At 68.9% G+C, this 21317-nt stretch carries 20 protein-coding genes; 14 read left to right on the top strand and 6 right to left on the bottom strand.

Annotated elements, in window-relative coordinates; all coding sequences use genetic code 11:
- Window positions 1-81: 81 nt before the first annotated feature.
- Complete coding sequence (lnt, locus tag AUC44_RS07890) at window positions 82-1563, top strand: apolipoprotein N-acyltransferase (RefSeq protein WP_062158143.1); 1482 nt, start codon at window positions 82-84, stop codon at window positions 1561-1563.
- Between the two features lie 117 nt (window positions 1564-1680).
- Complete coding sequence (locus AUC44_RS07885; protein WP_062158142.1) at window positions 1681-2646, top strand: tyrosine-type recombinase/integrase; 966 nt, start codon at window positions 1681-1683, stop codon at window positions 2644-2646.
- Between the two features lie 176 nt (window positions 2647-2822).
- Here AUC44_RS07885 and AUC44_RS07880 read toward each other — a convergent pair whose 3' ends face one another.
- A complete protein-coding gene (locus tag AUC44_RS07880) occupies window positions 2823-3782 on the bottom strand; it encodes a diacylglycerol/lipid kinase family protein (RefSeq protein WP_157445233.1) in 960 nt (319 codons plus the stop codon).
- Between the two features lie 26 nt (window positions 3783-3808).
- Between AUC44_RS07880 and AUC44_RS07875 the strand changes: the two genes are divergently transcribed.
- The 3 genes from AUC44_RS07875 (at window position 3809) to aspS (ending at window position 7343) form a co-directional block, all read left to right on the top strand.
- Window positions 3809-4180, top strand: a complete 372-nt coding sequence (locus AUC44_RS07875) for an IPT/TIG domain-containing protein (protein WP_062158140.1) — start codon at window positions 3809-3811, stop codon at window positions 4178-4180.
- 134 nt (window positions 4181-4314) lie between these two features.
- On the top strand, window positions 4315-5610 hold the full coding sequence (hisS, locus tag AUC44_RS07870) for a histidine--tRNA ligase (protein ID WP_062158139.1): 1296 nt from the start codon (window positions 4315-4317) through the stop codon (window positions 5608-5610).
- Window positions 5607-7343, top strand: coding sequence for an aspartate--tRNA ligase (aspS, locus tag AUC44_RS07865; RefSeq protein WP_062158138.1), 1737 nt, complete (start codon window positions 5607-5609; stop codon window positions 7341-7343). The genes hisS and aspS overlap by 4 nt, the downstream gene beginning before the upstream one ends.
- A gap of 148 nt (window positions 7344-7491) precedes the next feature.
- Here aspS and AUC44_RS07860 read toward each other — a convergent pair whose 3' ends face one another.
- Both AUC44_RS07860 and AUC44_RS07855 read right to left on the bottom strand, forming a co-directional pair.
- Entirely contained in the window at window positions 7492-8238 is a 747-nt protein-coding gene (locus AUC44_RS07860) for an alpha/beta fold hydrolase (protein WP_062158137.1), read from the bottom strand.
- Window positions 8235-8978 (bottom strand): alpha/beta fold hydrolase, encoded by a 744-nt coding sequence (locus AUC44_RS07855; RefSeq protein ID WP_062158136.1) that lies wholly within the window; start codon window positions 8976-8978, stop codon window positions 8235-8237. The genes AUC44_RS07860 and AUC44_RS07855 overlap by 4 nt, the downstream gene beginning before the upstream one ends.
- A gap of 124 nt (window positions 8979-9102) precedes the next feature.
- Between AUC44_RS07855 and AUC44_RS07850 the strand changes: the two genes are divergently transcribed.
- From AUC44_RS07850 to AUC44_RS07840, 4 genes are all read left to right on the top strand, one after another.
- Complete coding sequence (locus tag AUC44_RS07850; protein ID WP_062158135.1) at window positions 9103-9606, top strand: hypothetical protein; 504 nt, start codon at window positions 9103-9105, stop codon at window positions 9604-9606.
- A gap of 187 nt (window positions 9607-9793) precedes the next feature.
- Window positions 9794-11644 (top strand): excinuclease ABC subunit UvrC, encoded by a 1851-nt coding sequence (gene uvrC / locus AUC44_RS07845; protein ID WP_062158134.1) that lies wholly within the window; start codon window positions 9794-9796, stop codon window positions 11642-11644.
- A 53-nt stretch (window positions 11645-11697) separates the two neighbouring features.
- Window positions 11698-11874, top strand: coding sequence for a hypothetical protein (locus AUC44_RS16475; protein WP_157445231.1), 177 nt, complete (start codon window positions 11698-11700; stop codon window positions 11872-11874).
- Between the two features lie 191 nt (window positions 11875-12065).
- Window positions 12066-12761 carry a phosphatase PAP2 family protein gene (locus tag AUC44_RS07840; protein WP_062158133.1) on the top strand — a complete coding sequence of 232 codons (696 nt, stop codon included), beginning with the start codon at window positions 12066-12068 and terminating at the stop codon, window positions 12759-12761.
- A 107-nt stretch (window positions 12762-12868) separates the two neighbouring features.
- Here the strand turns inward: AUC44_RS07840 and AUC44_RS07835 are convergent, their stop codons facing one another.
- Entirely contained in the window at window positions 12869-14275 is a 1407-nt protein-coding gene (locus AUC44_RS07835; protein ID WP_062158132.1) for an aspartate kinase, read from the bottom strand.
- A 97-nt stretch (window positions 14276-14372) separates the two neighbouring features.
- Complete coding sequence (locus tag AUC44_RS07830; protein ID WP_062158131.1) at window positions 14373-14684, bottom strand: hypothetical protein; 312 nt, start codon at window positions 14682-14684, stop codon at window positions 14373-14375.
- A gap of 176 nt (window positions 14685-14860) precedes the next feature.
- Here AUC44_RS07830 and AUC44_RS07825 point away from each other — a divergent pair, with 176 nt between their 5' ends.
- From AUC44_RS07825 to tpiA, 5 genes are all read left to right on the top strand, one after another.
- Window positions 14861-15409, top strand: a complete 549-nt coding sequence (locus tag AUC44_RS07825; RefSeq protein ID WP_062158130.1) for a YceI family protein — start codon at window positions 14861-14863, stop codon at window positions 15407-15409.
- A 181-nt stretch (window positions 15410-15590) separates the two neighbouring features.
- On the top strand, window positions 15591-16583 hold the full coding sequence (gene gap / locus AUC44_RS07820; protein ID WP_058976542.1) for a type I glyceraldehyde-3-phosphate dehydrogenase: 993 nt from the start codon (window positions 15591-15593) through the stop codon (window positions 16581-16583).
- 79 nt (window positions 16584-16662) lie between these two features.
- Window positions 16663-17835 carry a phosphoglycerate kinase gene (locus AUC44_RS07815; protein ID WP_062158129.1) on the top strand — a complete coding sequence of 391 codons (1173 nt, stop codon included), beginning with the start codon at window positions 16663-16665 and terminating at the stop codon, window positions 17833-17835.
- Window positions 17836-17917: 82 nt separating this feature from the next.
- Window positions 17918-18949 (top strand): GNAT family N-acetyltransferase, encoded by a 1032-nt coding sequence (locus tag AUC44_RS07810; protein ID WP_062158128.1) that lies wholly within the window; start codon window positions 17918-17920, stop codon window positions 18947-18949.
- A gap of 1 nt (window position 18950) precedes the next feature.
- Window positions 18951-19682 carry a triose-phosphate isomerase gene (gene tpiA / locus AUC44_RS07805; protein ID WP_062158127.1) on the top strand — a complete coding sequence of 244 codons (732 nt, stop codon included), beginning with the start codon at window positions 18951-18953 and terminating at the stop codon, window positions 19680-19682.
- Between the two features lie 306 nt (window positions 19683-19988).
- Here tpiA and AUC44_RS07800 read toward each other — a convergent pair whose 3' ends face one another.
- Window positions 19989-21266 (bottom strand): hemolysin family protein, encoded by a 1278-nt coding sequence (locus AUC44_RS07800; protein WP_062158126.1) that lies wholly within the window; start codon window positions 21264-21266, stop codon window positions 19989-19991.
- Window positions 21267-21317: the final 51 nt, after the last annotated feature.

The raw sequence follows: 21317 nt of genomic DNA, 5'->3' as shown, positions 1-21317 counted from the left end.
CTAGAGCAAAACAGGCGGCGTGACCCGCTCACCCCACCCCACACCCCCTCCAGCACCCGAACTGCCTATAGTGGCAAGGCGATGCCCACCCCCGCCACTGGCCTCCTGCTCGGGCTGCTGCTTGCCGCCTGCGGCCTCCCACTGCCCTGGAGCGCCGCCACCTTCGTGCCCCTCGCCCTGATCCTGCCCTTCATCGCGTCCGCCCCGACCCCCCGTCAGGCCGCCGGCCGGGGCTTCTGGGTGGGCTTCGGGTACTTCGGGCTGCACCTGTGGTGGCTGGGCGCGTTCCTCCAGCAGCTCCTCGGCGCCGCGCCCCTCGTCCTCGTGCTGTTCGCGCTCGAAGGCGCCTTTCTCGCCGTCACCGCGTTCCTGGCTGCCCGCGTCGCCCGCACCCGCACGGGGCGGATCTGGACGCTGGCCGGCGCGTGGATCATCCTCGAATGGCTGCGCTTCCTCGGGCCCCTCGCGTTTCCCTGGCCCACCCTGGGCTACACGCTGCTGCCCACCCCCGCCATCCAGATCGCGGACCTAGGCGGCGTCCTGCTGGGGAGCGTCCTCGTGACCTTCACCGCCGCCAGCCTCTCCCACGCCTGGGTGGGCGCGCAGGAACAGGGGAGACGCCCCTGGGCGCCCGCGCTGCTCGCCGCACTCACCTGGGCCGCCGCGCTCGGGTACGGGATGACCCGCACGCCCGGCAGCGGCCCCGACCACCCCATGCGCGTCATGCGCGTCACCTTCGACGTCTTCAGACGCGCCACTGGCGAACTGTCCACCGAAACGCAGTTTGAGCAGACCCGCGCCGCGAGCCTGAACCGCCCTCCAGGCAGCGTGGTCGTGTGGAGTGAAACAGCGCTCACCTATCCCGGGGCGCCCGACACGCGCCCGGACTTCCCCGGCCCCGGCATCAGCGGCGCGGGCGGCGTCGACTTCGGCACGAATCCAGCGGATCCTCTGGCCGAGCCGCGCGAGTACAACGCGGCCATCACACTCGACGCCACCGGTCGCGTCACCAGCCGCAGCGACAAGACCAAACTCGTGCCCTTCGGTGAGGAATTCCCGTTCCAGACCATTCTCGGTCCCGTCTACCGCGCGATTCTCACGCCCCTCGGCTTCGCCATTCCCGACTTCCGACCGAACGCGAATCCCACACCCCTCGCCCTGAACGGTGTCCTGTACGGGGCGTACATCTGCTACGACAGTGTGTTTCCCCGGGTGGCGCGGGCGCTGGCCGCGCAGGGCGCGCAACTTCTCGTGAACCCCAGCAACGACGGCTGGTACAAGGGCTGGGGCGTCCAGCAGCACTTCAACATGGGCCGCGTGCGGGCCATCGAGACGCGGCGCTGGCTGGTCCGCAGCGTGAACAACGGCGTGGCGGGCGCCGTGGACGACCTGGGGCGTCCAGTCCAGCTTGTCCAGAGCGGGGATCAGCTCCGGACGCTGGATGTCCGCCCCCGGCTGTTGGGTGGCACCACGCTGTACGTCCGGGTGGGTGACTGGCCGGCGCTGCTGCTGGCGCTGGGCATGATCGGGTTCGGTGTCACGCGCCGGGAGCGCATGTTCTGAAATGCGGGTGCGGCCGTGGTGGGCAGCGGCACCGCTGCCGGCTGGAGCCGCTGCCCAGGGTGTTCGCCTGAGCCTCCGCATGTGCTCCGTTGATAAGGCATGTTATCATCGTCATACATGTCGCAGATCACGCCCTACCTCGGTGACCGCCTCGCCCAGGCCCGCGCCCTCGCCGGACTGACCGACGAGGCGCTGCGCGTCCGGGCCATCACGGCCGCCCGCGACAAGTCGGGCGAGGATCTCTGGGCCCTCACGCTGGCCTACCTCAGCAGCGACACCAGTGCGGGCGTGAGGCTCAGTCCGCACACGCTGCGCGCCTACCGCAAGGGCGTGGAGGTCCTGCTCGACCACGCGACCTCGAACGCCTGGAATCTGCTGCACCCGGGCCGGCGTGAACCCGGCCTGTACGTGGCCGCGCTAAGCGCCTCGGGCCTGAAGCCCGCGACCGTGCAGGCGCGGGTGGCGGCGGCGGGCGCGCTGTACCGGGCGCTGCGCTGGGCCGGGGCGACGGACGCCGACCCGTTCGCGGACGTGAAACGCCCGAAGGACCGCACGAAGGGCGTGGTGAAGAACCCGCCGTACCGGGCGGAGTTCGTGCAGGCGATGCTGGAGGTGGCCGACCCCCGCGAGGCGGCGCTGCTGCTGCTGCTCACGCACGCGGGGCTGCGGATCGCGGAGGCGCTGGCGGTCGAGTGGGCGCACGTGAACCTGCCGGCGCGGCGGCTGCTCGTCGCGCACGGCAAGGGCGACAAGGCGCGGTTCGTGCCGCTCAGCGCCCGCCTGCGTGAGGCGCTGGAGACCCTGAGGGCGGAGGCGGCGGCCCCGCAGGGGTTCGTGCTGCCCTGGCGGGCCTACTCCACGGCGTATGAGCGGCTGCAGCGCGTGGCGCTGGCGTGCGGGCGCGCGCACGAGTTCCGGGGCTTTCATGCCGGACGCAAGTACGCGGGGACGCAGCTGTACGCGACGGTCAAGGATTTCACGCGGGTGGCGGGTTTCCTGGGGCACGAGCAGGTGGACACGACCCGGCGGTACGTGGAGTTGCCGGAGGATGATCTGGCGGACGCGGTCGAGGCCTTCCGCTGAGGCGCCTTTCCTGGCCCGCGCAGCCCCGTCCTTTACCCCTCGGCCGACGTTGCCGGGGCCTTCCTGGGCCTCCTGTGAGCTCGCCGTTTCTCAGGTGTGCTGGACGAGCCTGTGGGACCGACTGTGAACTGACCGCCGGGGCAGTCGCCCCGGCGGTCAGTTCACAGTCGGTCGGTTCAGGTTTCGAGATCGTCGCGTTTGGCGGCCGTCAGGAAGCGGATCGCGCCGGGGAGGATGCTCGCCTGGAAGGGCGTGGTTTCCACGTGCAGCTCACCGTCGTACTGCAGGGGGAAAGGATCGTCGGCGTCCACCTCGACGGTGCGGGCCTCGATGGTCTCCAGGTTCCCGCTGAACATGGGGTCGCCTAGATTCAGCTTCGCGCGCACCGAGTCGATCAGGTTCGGCAGGAGGCGCATGATGTTCCCGGCCTTCATCAGGATGACCGTGAAGCGGCCGTCACTGGGGCTGATGTCGCTGGTGATGGGCAGGCGGTAGTTCGCCATGCCGAAGTTCGCGATCATCACGCCGATACCCTCGAACTCGCGGAGCTGCCCGTCGATCTTGAGGTGGAAGGTCGTCTTCTTGGGGTTGAGCTGCTTCATGGCGCTCATGACGTACGCCATGGCCCCGAAGCGTTCCTTGAGTTCCTCGCTGTCGCGGATCATGCTGGCGTCCGCACCCGCGCCGGCGAGCATGCAGAAGCCGCTCTTCTCGCCCTTGACCTCGATCTCGCCCATGTCCACGCGCAGGCTGTGGCCGCCACGCACGATCTCGGCCAGGGCGGGCGCGTCCTGCGGCAGGTCGAGGTTCTGCGCGATCAAGTTGGCGGTCCCGGCCGGGAAGGCCAGCATGGGGACATTCTTGTACCGCGCGGCGTACGCGAGGCTGCTGACCGTGCCGTCCCCGCCCGCACCGACGAGGTACGTGAACTGTTCGACGTCCTGCACGTAGTCGGCCATGGGCGTGTCCTTCTGAAGTTCACGCTCAACGACCTCTGCGCCGTCCTCGCGGAGCATCTGCATGAACTGGGGCAGCTGGCTGTCACCGCTCCCGCTTTTAGGGTTGAAGACCACGAGAATGCGGGTGCCGTTCAGGGTGCCAGAGGGGGTGGGGGCTGCGCCTGTCATCACATGCATTAGACTGCCTGCACGGAGGAAAGGACATGCTGCGTTTCTTTGTTGCTTCTTTATTGATGGCTGGGGGGCTGGTGGCGTGCGCGCCTGCCCAGCAGGGCGCGTCCCGGATGGTGACGGTCACGCCGGTGCTGATCAAGGCGTCCGAGGGCGCCGCGCGCGGCGGCACCCTGACGATTCAGGGCCGGTACCTGGGTGGGCCCAGCACCGGCAAGGTGCGCCTGGGCGCCAACGAGCAGGGCGAGGGAGGCTACGTGTTCCCGGCCGCGGCGGTGCAGTCGTGGACGGACAGCCAGATCGTGCTGACCGTGCCCAGTGACGCGCCGGTGGGCGGAAGCTGGCTGTTCGTGGAGGTCGGCGCGATGCGCTCCACGGGGTTGCCGTTCAGCGTCAAGCAGTAACCAGAGCGTGAAGGAGGGGGGCGGCGTCCGGGAGTCCGGGGGCCGCCCTCTCCCCTGTTCTGGGGCCAGGGCGGGGCGTGCCAGTTGTCCGGCACAGGGGGGTTTTGCCGTGCAGGCGCTATGCTGCTCGGGTTATGGTGATCAAACCCCCTAAGGGCACGAAAGATCTGTTGCCCCCACAGAGCCCTAAGCTCACGCTCGACGTTTCGGCGCAGGCGCACGGTTGGTTGGTAGAGGTCGCACGGCGCGTTCTTGAACGTGCAGGCGCGCAGCGCATTGATACTCCGATATTTGAAGAGGCTGACATCGTGAAGCGGGGAGTAGGCGGTAGCACCGATATTGTCCGCAAAGAGATGTTCACGGTTTCCTACTTCGGCGATCATGGGGGTTATATCCTCCGCCCTGAGGGGACTGCCGCTATCGTTCGCGCCTATCTTTTTAATGGGTTGAAGCAACTTCCCTCCCCATTGAAGCTATGGACGCATGGTCCAATGTTCCGCGCAGAGAACGTCCAAGCGGGTCGCCTGCGACAATTCCATCAGGTGGATTACGAGGTGCTGGGCAGCACGGAGGCGCTGGTGGACGCCGAGGCCATCGCGCTGATGGTGGGCGTGGTCCGCGAACTGGGACTCACGGGCGTGCGCGTGAAGCTGGGCAGCATCGGCGACCCGGAGGACCGCGAGCGCTACAACACGTACCTGCGCGAGCTGTTCACGCCGCAGCTGGAGCGCCTGTCGGACGACTCGAAGGACCGCCTGACCCGCAACCCCATGCGCATCCTGGACAGCAAGAGCGCCTCGGATCAGGAGCTGCTCGCGGAGCTGGGCGTCAAACCCATGCTGGATTTCTTGGGCGAGGAGGCGGGCGCGCACTTCCGCGCCGTGCAGGGCTACCTGACCGAGTGGGGCGTGGAGTTCGACATCGACCCCAGCATCGTGCGGGGCCTGGACTACTACCGCCGCACCGCCTGGGAACTGCACCACGAGGGCGTCGGCGCGAAGTCCGCGCTGGGCGGCGGGGGCCGCTACGACGGGCTGGCGCAGGAACTCGGCAGCAAGGAGACCATTCCCGGCATCGGCTGGGCGTTCGGCGTGGAGCGGCTCCTGCTGGCGCTGAAAGCCGAAGGCATGGCCCTCCCGGAGATCGCCGGCCCGCTGCTGTACGTCGCCGCGCTGGACGAGGTGAACGTCCCGCACGCCGCGCGCACCGCCATGAGCGCCCGCGCGCACGCCCGCGCGGAGTTCGCGTACCGCGCGATGAAACCCGCCGCCGCCTTCCGCGACGCCGAGCGGCGCGGCGCGCACTGGGTGGCCCTCCTCGGGACCGACGAGGTCACGCAGGGCACCCTCAGCCTCAAGAACATCAGGACCGGTGAGCAGCGCAGCCTCGCCGCCGCCGACCTCGCCACCTTCCTTCAGGAGCACGCATGAAACGCACCGCCATGATCGGCCACCTCACGCCCGCGCACGCCGGGCAGACCATCACCTTACAGGGCTGGGTGAACCGCCGCCGCGACCTGGGCGGCCTGATCTTCCTGGAACTGCGGGACCGCAGCGGTCTGGTGCAGGTGCAGGTCGAACCGGACTCCGCCGCGTTCGCGGACGCGGACCGCCTGCGCGCCGAGTACGTCGCAGAAATCGAGGGCACCTACCAGGCCCGCCCCGAAAGCCAGCGTAAGGGGGGCCTCGCGGACTTCGAGGTGATCGCCACGCGCGTGAAGGTGCTGAACACTGCGAAGACCACGCCTTTCGAACTGGAGAAGGGCGACAGCGTCGCCGAGGACATCCGCCTGAAGTTCCGGTACCTCGACCTGCGCCGCCCGGAGATGCAACGCAACCTCGTCCTGCGCAGCAAGGCCGTCGCCGCCGTCACCGAGTACCTCGACCGCGAGGGCTTCGTGCAGGTCGAGACGCCCATGCTCACGAAATCCACGCCCGAGGGCGCCCGTGACTTCCTGGTGCCCAGCCGCCAGAACCCCGGTGAGTTCTACGCGCTGCCGCAGAGCCCGCAGCTGTTCAAGCAGATGCTGATGATCGCCGGGTACGACCGCTACTACCAGCTGGCCCGCTGCTTCCGCGACGAGGACCTGCGCGCCGACCGCCAGCCGGACTTCACGCAGCTCGACATGGAGATGAGCTTCGTGGAGCTCGACGACGTGCTGAGCACCCAGGAGGGCCTGATGGCCCACGTGTTCCGCGAGACGATGGGCGTCGAACTGCCCCTTCCCTTCCCGCGCATGGCGTACATGGACGCCATGAACCTCTACGGGTCCGACAAGCCCGACCTGCGCTTCGACCTGAAGTTCACGGACGTCACCGACCTGTTCCAGGGCGGCGAGTTCAAGGCCTTCGCCGCTGCGCAGGCCGTCAAGGTGATCGCGGCGCCCGAACTGACCCGCAAGCAGATCGACGAACTCGAACGGATCGCCAAGCAGAACGGCGCGGGCGGCCTCGCGTGGCTCAAACGTGACGGCGACGGCTTCACCGGCGGGATCAGCAAGTTCGTCACCGCGCAGGCCGCCGAACTGATCGCCCGCACCGGCGTCGCGCAGGGCGGCACCCTCCTGTTCACCGCGGGTGAGTGGAAGAAAGCCGTCGGCGCGCTGGGCGCGGTCCGCCTCGCCCTGCGGGACCTGTTCGACCTCGCCGCCACTGGCCCGCAGTTCCATGTCTCCTGGGTCACCGAGTTCCCCCAGCTGGAATTCGACGACGAGAGCGGCACCTGGACGTACATGCACCACCCCTTCACCGCCCCCCACCCCGACGACCTGGACCTCTTCGGCACAGACCGCCAGGGCGAAATCCGCGCGCAGGCGTACGACCTCGTCCTGAACGGCTTTGAGGTCGGCGGCGGCAGCATCCGCATCCACGACCCCGCCGTGCAGGCCAAGATGTTCCAGGCCATCGGCTTCAGCGCCGAACAGGCCCGCGACAAGTTCGGGTTCTTCATGGACGCCCTCGAGTACGGCACGCCCCCCCACGGCGGCATCGCCTGGGGTTTCGACCGCCTGATCATGGTCATGAGCGGCGCGAGCAGCATCCGCGAGGTCATCGCCTTCCCGAAGAACAACCGCGGCGTGGACCTGATGGCGCTGGCGCCCTCCCCCGTCGAGCCCGGGCAGCTGGCCGACGTGGGGCTGAGCGTGGCCGTTTCAGCAGACTGAACTGGCTGGGGAGGGTGACCTCCCCTTCTTCAGATCATTCCTAGTGAAAGTATTCACGATTAATCTGGATCGTGAAATTTGAGTTCTCTTTGCCAGAGGGGCGATCAAGCCAGCCCTCTTCAAAGCTGGTTATGTGCCACCCTCCAGATCAGTGACCGACGCGTCTCAGAAACTCCAGCGTCAGTTGCGCCACCGCGCGCGGATGCGTGTCCGTCAGGCCGTGCGGCGCACCGGGAATCTGCCGCGCCACGGCCTCCGGGATGTCCGCACAGATCCGCTCGACCGTCCACGTCTGGATAACCGGATCACTCTGACCGTCGATGAGCAGGGTGGGCACCCGCACGCGCGGCAGCAGGGGACCGGTCATATGGGCCTCCTGGTCGCGGGCCAGCAGGAGCATGCGCCGCCCCCCACAGCGGGCGTAGGCCCGCAGACCGGGCCACAGCAGCCCCAGCCGCTCGCGCGGCAGATCCCGCAGCAGCCGCGCGAGTTGAAGCCGCACGCTGGGGTTCTCGGGAATGCCGGTCGGCGCGCACGCGATCAGGGCCGGCGCGCAGTCGGGGTAGCGCGCCGCGAGGTCGAACATCACCTCGCCGCCCAGCGAGTGCCCGAACACCGGCGTGCCTTCCAGACCGGCGGCACGCAGCCACGCGGCCAGGTGATCGGTCAGGTGCTTGATGCACACCGGAAAATCCGGGCGGCCCTGGCTGTCGCCGTGCCCCGGGGGGTCGTACACGAAGACCGTGCGTTCGCGCGCCAGTTCACGCGCGAGCCGCGCGTACATCCACGAGGCGCAGCCCAGACCCGGCACGATCACGAGCGGCGCACCCCGACCCCGCTTCCAGGCGTGGGTGCGCAGACCATTCACCGTCAGGTACGTCGGCTGTCCGCTCAAGAGGAGGGTCCGTCCTCTCCCCCGTTCAGGAAGTCCAGCAGGAGCGCGTTGAAGACGGCCGGGCGGTCCACCATCGCCACGTGCCCGGCGCGGGGAATCACCTCGAAGCGGGACCCGGGCAGCGCCTCGTGCAGCAGCTGCCCCAGCGCGAGCGGCACCAGGATGTCGCGCTCACCCCAGATGATCAGCGTCCGGGCGTACACGAACGGCAGGACGTCCTGCACGCTGTCGCGCAGGAGGTCCGTGGCATTGCGCCACAGGTTCAGCGGTCCGGCCCGCAGCCCGTCGAACACGATCCGGCCGATGAAGCGGCGCTCGCCCATCCACGCGGCGCGCGGCAGGTGCAGCGCCGTCCGCGCGGCGTTCGCCCGCAGCAGGCCGCTGGCACACACGAGCACGAGGTTCCGCACCCGGTCGGGCCGCTGCGCCGCGACATGCAGACTGATCTGCCCGCCCATGGAGTGCCCGACCAGTGTCACGTCGCGCAGGTCCTGCGCGTCCAGCCACGCGCAGATCAGGTCGGCCGCGTCCCGCACGCTGCGCGAGGGCCGCCCCCAGGAACGGCCGTACCCGCTGAGGTCCAGGCTGTACACCGCGTGCGCCTGCTTCAGCGCGGGCACGTTGAACCGCCACCAGCGGGTCGAGCCGCTCAGGCCATGGACGAGTACGACCGGCGGCCCCGTCCCGGTGCGCCGCACGCCCAGGTGCGCGCCGTCATGCGTGAAGGACTCGGTGGACACGCCACGCAGGATAGACGCTCAGCGGCACCCCCAACCTGTCAGGAACCTTATGGAAGGCCGACCGACGGTGCCGGGCCTGCGAGGAGCCGGGCATGTCGAGAGTCGTGCCGCATACGATGTCCCCATGAGACGGCTGACGCTTCCTCTCCTAGTCGGCGTGACTGTTGCCCTGGCCGCCGCAGTGGCCCTCCTCGTTCCCACACGGAGTCGCGTCTGTGACCGGGTCTGCGTGGAGGTCAGCACTCCCAGGCTCGTGCTCGGTCTTCACGCCGACGTCACCGTCCTCATCACCACTCCAGGGGACCGCAGTGCACTGGTCGGCGTGGACGGCTGCGCGTTCGGCAACCGAACTGCCCGGTTCACGCGCCTCCGTAACCAGAGAGAGATGCCAGACATTCCCAGGGAATACGGCTGCTATGAAGGAACCGGGAACCAGCACGTTGCCGCTCATGGTGCGACCCGGTACAGTGGGACGCTTCCGGTCGGGCATCTGCCACCCGGTCACGACCGGGCCGTGCTGAAATTTCCTGATCGTACGAGGTTCAGCGACGAATCGTGGCTGAGTGCTGTGGCCTTCACCGGGAATCAGCTCCTGGCGGAGGTGCCGGTTGAGTTCTGGACGTGGTGAGGCTGAAAGGCTTCTGGCTTCTGTTCCTGTCCGGCATGTCAATCCACCATTTGTCCAGAATACCCATCTGTTAGTGAATATTTTCACGATACTGCTAACTCGTGAATCATCTGTTCTCTCTGATCAGATTTATGCTTCGCACCCACCGTCACGGAAACCGTTCTGCCGCTCCACTATGCTGCGTGGCGTGCATCCCGACGACCTGCCCGTGCTGCCCACCACGCCCGGCGTGTACATCTTCCGCAAGGGCGGGACACCCATCTACATCGGCAAGGCCAACAACCTCCGTTCGCGCGTCAACCAGCACTTCAAGGCGGGCGGCAAGAGCGGGAAGTTCACCGCGCTGGCCGACACGCTGGAGTTCATCACCGCCCGCAACGAGGTCGAGGCGCTGGTGCTCGAAGCGAATCTCATCAAGCAGCACCGGCCCCACTACAACGTCACGCTGAAGGACGACAAGCACTACCCGTTCCTGAAACTGACGAACGAGGCCTTCCCCATGCTGGTCGTCACGCGGCGTGTGCTCAAGGACGGCGGGCGCTACTACGGGCCGTACCCGGACTCGTCGGCGGTGCGACGCGTGAAGAACCTGATCGACACGATGTTCCCGCTGCGGAAGAACAGTGGGCTGCCCATGCAGCACAAGCCGCGCCCCTGCCTGAACTTCCACATGGGCCGCTGCCTGGGCCCCTGCGTGGACCGCGCCGATCCCGACGAGTACGCGCGGGTTGTGGAGGACGTGACCAGTCTGCTGGAGGGCCGCGCCGCACCGGTCATCGCCCGGCTGCGCGAGGACATGAAGGTTGCCGCGAAGGGACAGGATTTCGAGCAGGCCGCCCGAGTGCGCGACCGCGTGCAGGCCGTCGAGAAACTGTTCGGGACCGAGCAGCACGCCTTCGTCAGCGAGGAGACCGACCTGGACTTCCTGGGCGCCGCGCAGGCCGGGGAATACGCGATGGTGCAGCTGTTCCGCATGCGCGGCGGGCGCGTCGTGGGACGCGACAAGCGGTTCCTGACCGGCACGGAGGACGCCCCGCTGGGCGAGATCGTCGAGGCGTTCGTGCAGGACTACTACACGCAGGCGACCCACGTCCCGCCGCTGATCCTGCTGCCCGCCGACTTCGAGGACGCCCCCACCTGGAGTGACTTCCTGTCGGAGAAGGCCGGGCGCAAGGTCGAGATGCGCACCCCCAAACGCGGCGACAAGGTCGATCTGATCGACATGGCGCAGCGCAACGCGCAGAACGGCCTGGATTCCGAGATGGCGCTGCTGGAACGCCGGGGCGACCACCCGGGCCTGGACGCGCTGCGCGAGGTGCTGGCCCTCCCGGACCGACCCTGGCGGATCGAGGGCTATGACAACAGCAACCTCTTCGGCACGAACATCGTGTCCGGCATGGTGGTGTTCGAGGGGGGCCGCTCACGGCGCGGGGAGCACCGGCGCTTCAAGGTGCGCGGCCTGGATCACCCGGACGACTACACGAGCATGCGGCAGACGATCACGCGGCGCTTCACGGGCAGCCTCAGCGACAAGCTGCCCCTCCCGGACCTGCTGCTGATCGACGGGGGGCGCGGGCAGGTGAACGCCGCGCTGGACGCCCTGAAGGAGGCGAACGTGCACATCCCGGTCGTGGGCCTCGCCAAGCGGGAGGAACGCCTGATCCTCCCCGGGCGGTACGGCGCGCAGTGGTGGCTGGAGACCGGCACGGAGGTCGGCGTGGACCGTGAACTGCTGCTGCCGCACACCCACCCGGCGCTGCGGATGCTGATCGGCGTGCGCGACGAGGTGCACAACTACGCCGTGACGTACCACCGCAAGCTGCGCGGGGAATCCATGCTGCGCAGCGTGTTCGACGATCTGCCGGGCATCGGGCAGAAGCGGCGCGACGCGCTGCTGGAGCACTTCACGAGCCTGGAGGATCTGGCGAGCGCCCCGGTCGAGCAGATCGCGGCGGTGCCCGGCATGACCATGCGCGCCGCCCAGAGCGTCAAGACCTTCCTGACCGAACGCGAGGCGCGCGCGGCCCCCATCGCCTGAGCACCTGAACAAGAGCGCCGCTCCTCTTCACGGGGAAGGGAGCGGCGCTCTGGGTGTCGGGCGGCGGATCACGCGAGCCGCAGGCGGTGCAGGAGGGCGCGCAGGGCGCCGGGCCTGCGGGGCTGCCGCTGGGCGGCCTGGGCCTGCCGGACGAGGCGGGCGTGCTGGGCTTCCTGCAGGAGATCCTGCGCGTGAAGCTGGTTGAGGTCGTGCTGCATCTCTGCTCCTGAGGTCGCGCCGCCGCCCCACTGGCAGCCCGTGCTGGGCGCGTTCCTTCTGCCTCACATGGTGCGCCGCACAGGGGGTCGCGCACATGCACCGGGTGGCGCAGGGCGGGCTACGCCAAAGGGCGCAGAAGCGTTAAGCAAGGCGTAAGCGGCCCCCCGTGCGGTCAGGCCGGGCGGCGGGCTGTAATGACAGGATGTTTCCCCGTTCCCGGCGTGAATTCCTGCCGTTCGTCCGGACGCACTGGCGTTCCCTGCTGCTGCTGCTGCTGGGCGTCATGGCGCCCTTCGTGCTGTTCACGCACCTGACCCACGAGGTGTTCCGAGAGGGCGGCTTCGCGTGGGATCAGGCGGTGCTGAACTGGTACGCGCAGCGCCGCACCCCGGAATTGACGCGCTTCGCGGAACTGCTGGCCTTGCTGGGCGGCGTGACGATCCTGCCCTTCGTGGTGCTGGCGATCGCGTGGCTGCTGGGCCAGTCGAACGGCCGGGCGCACGGCTGGTTCCTGGTGACGGGGGTGGCCGGGGCCACGCTGCTCAACGTCGTGGCGAAGGTGGTGTTCCAGCGGCCCCGCCCGGACGAACTGATGGCCGTCCTGACCGAGCCGGGATTCAGTTTTCCCAGCGGGCACGCCATGGCGAACGCCGCGTTCGGGTTCGCGCTGACCCTGGTGTTCTGGCGGTCCCGGGCCGGGTGGCCGGTGGCGGTGTTCGGGGTGCTGTGGGCGCTGGCTATCGGCATCAGCCGCAACTACCTGGGCGTGCACTACCCGTCCGACGTGCTGGCAGGCTTCACGGCCAGCGTGACCTGGGTGGCGGGGCTGTACATCCTGATGGCGCGCCGCTGGCCGCACCTGCGCCGGAGTCCGGCCGGGGAGAGCGATACCCGCTAGGCCGCGCGAGGAGCGCGCCTGCACCGCACGCCGCCTTCCCGTCACCAGGTGTGCGGGGCGCCGGGAAGATCCTCGGTGCCCCGCACAGTGTCGTGAGCCTGTGTGGATCAGGCGGTGGCGGTCGCGCCCAGATCGAAGGCGCGGTGCACCGAGAGGGTGGCGGCGTCCACGTGGTCGGCCTCCACGGCGACGGACACGTTCAGTTCGCTGCTGCCCTGCGAGATCATCAGCACGTTCACGTCCTGCTCGGCCAGCGCCGTGAACATCCGCGCGGACACGCCCCGCTGCCCGCGCATGCCGCTGCCCACGATGGCGAGCACCGCCACGCCGGGCTGCTCCTCGACCTTCAGTTCCAGGCTGACCCCGGCGCGCAGGGCGGCCAGGGTGCGCTCGGCGTCCACGGTCTGCACGGCCAGTGACACGTTGCTCATGCTCGACGACTGCGACACCATCAGCAGCGTGACGTTCTCGCGGGCGATCGCGTCGAACACGCTGGCGATCACCTCGGGAATGCCCAGCACGCCCGCACCGCTCACGTTGATGATGCTGACGTTGCGGATCGCGGTGACGGCCTTGACCGGATGCCCGGCCTCGTCACGCGCCTGCGCCTGCACCAGCGTGCCCGGGAAGTCCGGGTCGGCGGCGCTCTTGACGCGCAGGGGGATGCCGCTCTCCTGAAGGGGTGTGACCGCCAGCGGGTGCAGCACCTTCGCGCCGAAGTACGCGAGTTCCATCACCTCGCCGTAGGAGAGCACCTCGATGTTGCGCGCGTCCTTCACGACCCTCGGGTCGGCGCTCATGACGCCGTCCACGTCCTTCCAGGCCCACACCTCGTCGGCGCCGAGCGCCTTGCCGACGATGGTGGCGCTGAAGTCGGTGCCGCCGCGCCCCAGGGTGGTGATGGCACCCTTCTCGGTTTCGCCCATGAAGCCCGCCACGACCGGCGTGACCCCGGCGGACAGCAGGCCGCTCAGGCGGTCCCTGACCCGCTCGTAGGTGTTCGGCATGGGCTTGGCGTTCCCGAAGTGACTGTCGGTGAGGATGCCGGCCTCGCCGCCGGAGAGGTGGTGGGCGCGCAGGCCGTCCTGCTCCAGCGCGAGGCTCATCAGGGGTGCGGAGAGGCGCTCGCCGAACGCGACGATCAGGTCGCGGCTGCGGGGAGTCAGTTCGCGCAGGAGGTACACGCCGTACACCGCCTGGCGCAGCGTCTCGTGCATCTCGCGGATCTCGCGCACGGTGCCGCTGTCGGGAGCCGCGCCGAGTTCCTGCGCGGCCGTGAAGTGCCGGGTGCGCATCAGCGCGATCTCGTCGTTCGCGGCGGCGATGTCGCCGGACTGCGCGGCGTCGGCGAGTTTCAGCAGCTGGTTCGTGACGCCCGCCATGGCCGAGACGACCACGACGACCTTCACCCCGGCGCGGATGGAGCGGGCGGCCAGGGAGGCGCTGTGGCGGATGGCGCGCGAATCCTGCATGTTGGTGCCGCCGAACTTCATGACGAGAAGGTCGTAACTCATGGCGTGCAGTATGACGCGTGGGGGTCCGGCCGGAGGCGGGCCGTCTGAGCAGCGTGGGCTGCCGGCTGGGGGGCCGGGGGGACGTGCCGGACTCGGCTCAGTAGTAGTCGATCTGGCCGCCCGCCTCGCTGCCGGGTTGCAGGGCGTAGATGTTCAGGGTGCCGCCGTCGGGGGCGTCCGCGCTGCTCGCCAGCCACCACGTCCCGGCGGGCAGCTGACCGGCCAGTTCCGGCAGGCTGCGCAGGTCGCCGGGCTGGTAGTCCCGGGTGCAGCGCAGCGCCACGGTGGTGGGGGTGACGCTGCGCAGCTCACAGACGGCGGTGACGCCCAGCTGGAGGTGGACGGTGGTCTGGGCGGCGCTGGCGTGCGTGGCGGTCAGGACGGCGAGCAGGGTGAGGGTGCAGCGCATGGGTGGAACCTCCGGGGTGCGGCGTGAGGAACGCAGCGGATCTGAGCGCAGCGTAGGGAGCCGGGGGTGACAGAACCCTTGCGCGCCCGCGCATAAAGGCGCGCGGCGGCCGGGAGACCGGGGCGGAAAATTGATCGTTTCACCAAGTATTCACCTGCGTGCCGCACCATCAGGGCATGCAACGGGCACTGATCTGGGCGGCTGCCGTCACCTCGACCCTGGGGGGGCCTGCGCCGGCGGCCTCCTACCGCGCGGCGGACGGCACCGCCAGCTTCACGCACACGGTGCGCTTCATTCCGGTGCGGGGCAGCATCGCGGGCGTGACCGCCAGCGTGGAGCTCGATCCGGCGAATCTCGCGGCGACGACCGGCAGCGTGACGGTCCCGGTCGTGAACCTGAAGACCGGGATCGGTCTGCGGGACACGCACGCCAAGGGCGCGGAGGCGCTGAACACCGCGAAGTTCCCGAACGCGACCTTCAAACTGGAGAAACTGACCGGCGGGAAACTCGTCGAGGGCCAGACGCTGTCCACCACGGCGTCCGGTACCCTGACCGTGAAGGGCACGTCGAAGAGCGTCAGCGTGCCGGTCAAGGCGACGTTGCAGGGGGGGAAGGTGAACGTGAGTACTCAGTTCAAGTTCAATCCCTTCGATTTCGACGTGCGTTACCCGGGCAGTAGCGATTCGGTGACGGTGGACGTGGCGTTCGTGCTGAACGCCGGGTAAGGCCCTGGGAATGCCGTGAGGATGGGGTGGCTGTGGCCGCCCCCTTTTTTTTGGACTCGGTTCACGAATGCTTTGGTGTACAGGTGACACGAACCGCCGATCCGGAGACCCGCGTTACACTGCGACATGCGAGGTCATCCGCCCCAGCACAGGGGGCGGCCCTCACGACTGGAGGCACAGCATGAAAGTAGGGATTAACGGCTTCGGCCGCATCGGCCGTCTGGTGTTCCGTGTTCTGGAAGCTCGCGGCGTTGAAGTGGTCGCCATCAACGACCTGACCGACAACAAGACGCTCGCCACCCTCCTGAAGTACGACAGCACCGCCGGCAAGTTCGACGGCACCGTCGAGTACGACGACACCTCCCTAACCGTGAACGGCAAGAAGATCCACGCGCTGGCCGAACGCGACCCCGCCAACATCAAGTGGGGCGAGATGGGCGTGGACATCGTCATCGAATCCACCGGTATCTTCACCAGCCGTGACGGCGCGGGCAAGCACATCCAGGGCGGCGCCAAGAAGGTCATCATCACCGCGCCCGCCAAGGGCGAGGACATCAGCGTCGTGCTGGGCGTCAACGAGCAGGACTACGACCCCGCGCAGCACAACATCATCAGCAACGCCAGCTGCACCACCAACAGCCTCGGCGCGCCCATGAAGCTCATCGATGAAGCCTTCGGCATCGAGAAGGCCATCATGACCACCGTGCACTCCTACACGAACGACCAGCGCGTGCTGGACCTGCCGCACAGCGACCTCCGGCGCGCCCGCGCCGCCGCCGTGAACATCATCCCCACCAGCACCGGCGCCGCCAAGGCCGTGTCGCAGGTGTACCCCGCGCTGAAGGGCAAGTTCGACGGCACCAGCCTGCGCGTGCCCACCCCCACGGGCAGCATCAGCGACGTCGTCGTGATCCTCAAGCGTGACGTGACCGCCCAGGAAGTCAACGACGTATTCCGCAAGGCCGCCGAGGGCAGCCACAAGGGCATCATCGCCTACACCGAAGACCCCATCGTGCTCAGCGACATCGTGGGCGACCCCCACAGCGCCATCATCGACGGCGGCCTGACCATGGCGATGGGCAGCCTCGTGAAGTTCTTCAGCTGGTACGACAACGAGTGGGGCTACAGCAACCGCATCGCCGACCTCGTGCAGCTGGTTCAGCAGAAAGGCTGACCGCCATCCCCTGATGGTTGATAGAGAGGTGGCCCGTCCATCCTCTATCAACCATCACCTTTTTCCCCGGAGAGACGACATGCAGAACCTCAGTCAGCTGGATGTGCAGGGTAAGCGCGTGCTGGTGCGCGTGGATTACAACGTTCCCGTCAAGGATGGCGTGGTGCAGGACGACACGCGCGTCACCGCCAGCCTCCCCACCATCAGCGCCCTGCTGGACGCGGGCGCGCGCAACGTGATCCTGATGAGCCACTTCGGCCGCCCGAAGAACGGCCCCGAGGAGAAGTACTCCCTGAAGCCGGTGGCGCCCGTGCTGGAGAAGGTGCTGGGCCGCCCCGTGACGTTCATCGCCGGGACCGCCGACAGCGACGAGACCCTGGCCGCCGTAAAGGCGCTGCCCGAGGGCGCGGTGGCGCTGCTGGAGAACGTGCGCTTCAGCGCCGGTGAGGAGAAGAACGAAGAGGGCCTGAACGGCAGGCTGGCCCGCCTGGGCGACGCGTTCGTTCTGGACGCCTTCGGCAGCGCCCACCGCGCGCACAGCAGCGTGAGCGGCGTGGCGGCGCAGCTGCCCCACGCGGCCGGGACGCTCCTCCAGACCGAGGTGGACGCGCTGGGCAAGCTGCTCGACGGCGCCGAGCGGCCGTACGTGGTGATCATCGGCGGCGCGAAGGTCAGCGACAAGATCAAGGTCATCGAGAACCTGCTCCCGCGCGTGGACCGACTGCTGATCGGCGGCGGCATGGCGTACACGTTCATCAAGTCGCAGGGCGGCAAGATCGGCGAGAGCATCCACGAAGACGATCAGCTCGACCTCGCCGCGCGCCTGCTGCGCGAGTACGGTGACAAGATCATGCTGCCCGTCGATGTGATCGCCGCGGACGCCTTCAGCGCCGATGCGAACACCCAGGTGGTCGCCAGCAACGCCATCCCCGACGGCTGGCAGGGCCTCGACGCGGGCCCCGAGACGGTCAGGCTGTACAGCGAGGCCCTGAAAGGCGCGAAGACCGTGTTCTGGAACGGTCCGCTGGGCGTGTTCGAGTTCGAGAAGTTCGCGGGCGGCACGAACGCCGTCGCGGCGGCCGTGGGCAGCCTGAAGAACCAGGCGTACACCGTCGTGGGCGGCGGGGATTCCGTCAGCGCAATCAACAAGAGTGGGAAGGCCGACCAGATCGACCACATCAGCACCGGCGGCGGCGCCAGCCTGGAACTCCTGGAAGGCAAGGCGCTGCCCGGCGTCGAGGCGATGAAATAACCCCGCACCGGGGAGGCCGCCGCGCCTCCCCGCTCACCTGCGCCGCGCCGCCGCACCCGCCCGTGACATGCTGGGAGGCACCATGACCACAACTTCCGTCGCCGTCCAGCACCGCGATCACACTGCCCTGAGCGAGGAGTTCGCGCGGGCGCTCGTGGCCCACCTGAACCGCCTGCGGGCCGAGTCCCATCCACACGACCCGCCCACGGATCCGGCGAATGTGTGGGGGCAGATGCAGCACCTGCCCCCCGTCCTGGAACTGGATTTCTGGACGGTCGAGGAGGGTGGCGTGATCGTGGCGCACGCCCGCACGCAGCTGCTGACGGTCGGGGACAACCAGCATCTGGCCGAGCTGGAACTCATGGTCTCCCCTGCCGCGCGGAGGCGTGGGCTGGGCCGGACGCTGCTGGGCCACGCGGCGCGGGCCATGCGGGAACGCGGGCGGACGCTGCTGATCACGCAGACGAATGACCGTGTACCCGCCGGTGAGGCGTTCGCGCGCTGCGCCGGGTTCCAGCCGGGCCTGAGCAACCACGTCAACCGCCTGCTGCTCTCGGACATCCCGGACGGCCTGCTGGCCGCCTGGACGACCCGCCCGGACGACGGGTACACGCTGGAGGTCTGGACGGACGGCGTGCCGGACGCGGACCTCGAAGCGTACGCGGAGCTGCTGAACGTCATGAACAGCGCGCCGCGGGACGATCTGGACCTAGAGGACCACCGCACCACCCCGGAGGAGGTGCGCTCCATGGAGACCCTGGCCCGCGCCGGGGGGCGCACGGCGGTCGTGGCAGTGGTGCGTGCCCCAGACGGGACGCTGGCGGGCCTCACCGACGTGTCGTGGCGGCCCGCGCAGCCGGGCATCGTCAGCCAGGGGAACACCGGCGTGCTTCCGGCGCACCGGGGGCACCAGCTGGGCCGCTGGCTGAAGGCGGCGAGCGTGCGCGAGGTCGTGCGGCTGAACCCGCAGGCGACCGAGATCCGCACGCAGAACGCCGACAGCAACGGCCCCATGCTGAAGATCAACACCGACCTGGGCTTCCGCCCGTTCATGGCGTCCACCGTGTGGCAGGGCGCCGTGGCGGACGTGCTGTCCGGTCTCGAAAGGAACTGACATGAAGAACCTGCTGGCACTGAACTGGAAGATGAACAAGACCCCCACCGAGGCCCGCGCCTGGGCGCAGGAACTCGGCGAGAAACTCGAGGCCGGGCAGGCGGAACTGGCCGTCATGGCCCCCGCGATCACCCTGAGCGCGCTGGCCGCGAACCTCCCCACCGGCGTGGGCTTCGGTGGGCAGGACGTGTCCGCGCACGAGTCCGGCGCGTATACCGGTGAGATCAGCGCCGCGATGCTCAAGGACGTCGGCGCGACGTACGCCGTCGTGGGCCACAGCGAGCGCCGCGACTACCACGGCGAGACGGACGCGGTCGTGGCCGCCAAGGCGCGTCAGGCGCAGGCGAACGGCCTGATCCCCATCGTGTGCGTCGGCGAGAAGCTCGATGTGCGCGAGGCCGGCGAGCACGTGCCGTTCACGCTGGCGCAGCTGGCGGGCAGCCTGGAGGGCGTGGGGACCGACGTGGTCGTGGCGTATGAGCCGGTCTGGGCGATCGGCACGGGCAAGACCGCCACTGCCGACGACGCCGAGGAACTCGCGGCAGCGATCCGTAGGGCGCTGCAGGAACGGTACGGCGACGCGGCGGCGGGCATCCGCGTGCTGTACGGCGGCAGTGTGAAGCCGGACAACATCGCCAGCATCTGCGCGAAGCCGAACGTGAACGGCGCCCTGGTGGGCGGTGCGAGCCTGAAGGTCGCGGACGTGCTGGGCATGAACGACGCGCTGAAGTAACACTCGACTGGCCTGCCCTGATGGTGGGCCACCTCATCACAGCAATAAGTGAATACTTTCACGATTTAACTAGCCCGTGAATTTTTTGTTCTCTCTATGTCGTCAATTTCCTTTTTCGTCTGTGGAGCGAGGATCTCCCTCTGCTCCAGTCCCAACCTGACGCGGCTTTCAGCAGAGTTCAGAAAGCGCAGCGGCCGGGGTCGACTCCTCGCGTCACGTTGCGCAGGCCTGACGCACTCACCGTACGTCGGCATGGTGTGACGCCCTGCACAGGCACAACCCGGCAGACGCCCACACCACACCCCTCTATACCCTCTGCCCCGGCGGCGTGATCAGGACCCGGTCGATGCGCGGCCCGTCGAGGTCCAGCACTTCCAGTTCCCAGCCGTCGTGGCGGGCGCGGGCCCCCACGGCAGGGAACTCGCCCAGGACCTCCAGCACGTACCCGGCGAGCGTGCTGAACTCCTCGCGCGGCAGCGCGGGCAGCGGCAGGTGGTCCCGCAGGTCGTGCATGGGCATGCCGCCGTCCACCAGGAAACTGCCGTCGTCGCGCATGACCAGCAGGCCCTCGTCGTCCGGGGTGTTCACGCCGGCCAGTTCGGTCAGGAGGTCGGTGGTGGTCAGCAGGCCCGTGAACACGCCGTACTCGTCCACGACGATCGCCAGTCGCTGCCCGGCCTCGCCCGCCAGGCGGGTCAGGACGTCCTCGGCCCAGGCGGTTTCCGGGACGAACACGACGCTCTGCACGTGGTCGAGGATGCTGCTCCCCTCGGTCACGGCGCGCAGCAGGTCCGCTACGGCCACCTGTCCGGTCACGTCGCCGGTCTCGTCCGTGACGGGGTAGCGGTCGTGGGGATTCGCCAGGACGCACGCGATCAGGTCCGGCAGGGGCAGGTCGGCGCGCAGCGTCACGGCGTCCGCGCGGGGCGTCATGAGATCGCGGGCGCGGCGGTCGTTGAAGCGCAGCACGTGATCGATGCGTTCCCGCTCGCCCGCTTCCAGGCTGCCGCTCTCCGAGGCCTGCATGACCAGCGCCTTGACGTCCTCCTCGGTGATCTGTTCCTGCGTCTCGCCGCGCATGCCCAGCAGGCGCAGCAGCCCGCGCGTGGTGACTTCCAGCAGCCACACGACGGGCCCAGCGACGCGCGCCAGCCCCGCGAAGAAGGGCGCCACCCGCATGGCGAGCGCTTCCGGGTTGCGTAGCGCGATGTTCTTCGGGGCCAGTTCACCCAGCACCAGCGACAGGAACGTGACCAGCAGCACCACGCCGACCGACGCGGCGCTGGGGGCCAGGTCGCCCAGCGCGGGCGTCAGGGCCGCCTCCAGGTACCGCGTGAGGCTCCCCCCGGCGAACACGGCGCTGACGGTCCCGATCAGAGTGATACCGATCTGCACGGTCGCCAGGAACGCGCCGGGGTTCTCGGCGAGTTCCACTGCGCGGCGCGCGCCCCGGTGCCCGGCGTTCGCCTGCGCCTGCAGCCGGGAGCGGCGGGCCGACACCACCCCCAGCTCGGAGCCGGAGAAGAAGCCGTTGATGATCAGCAGTACCACAAGGATGCCGAATTCCAGAAGCGGTTGACCCACCCGGCCAGTGTACGGGGTGGCCGCGCCGCGTCCGTCCCGGGCGTCCGGGGC

It is taken from the genome of Deinococcus actinosclerus (assembly GCF_001507665.1).
GTDB lineage: Bacteria > Deinococcota > Deinococci > Deinococcales > Deinococcaceae > Deinococcus > Deinococcus actinosclerus.
This window is presented reverse-complemented; position numbering and strand designations above follow the sequence as displayed.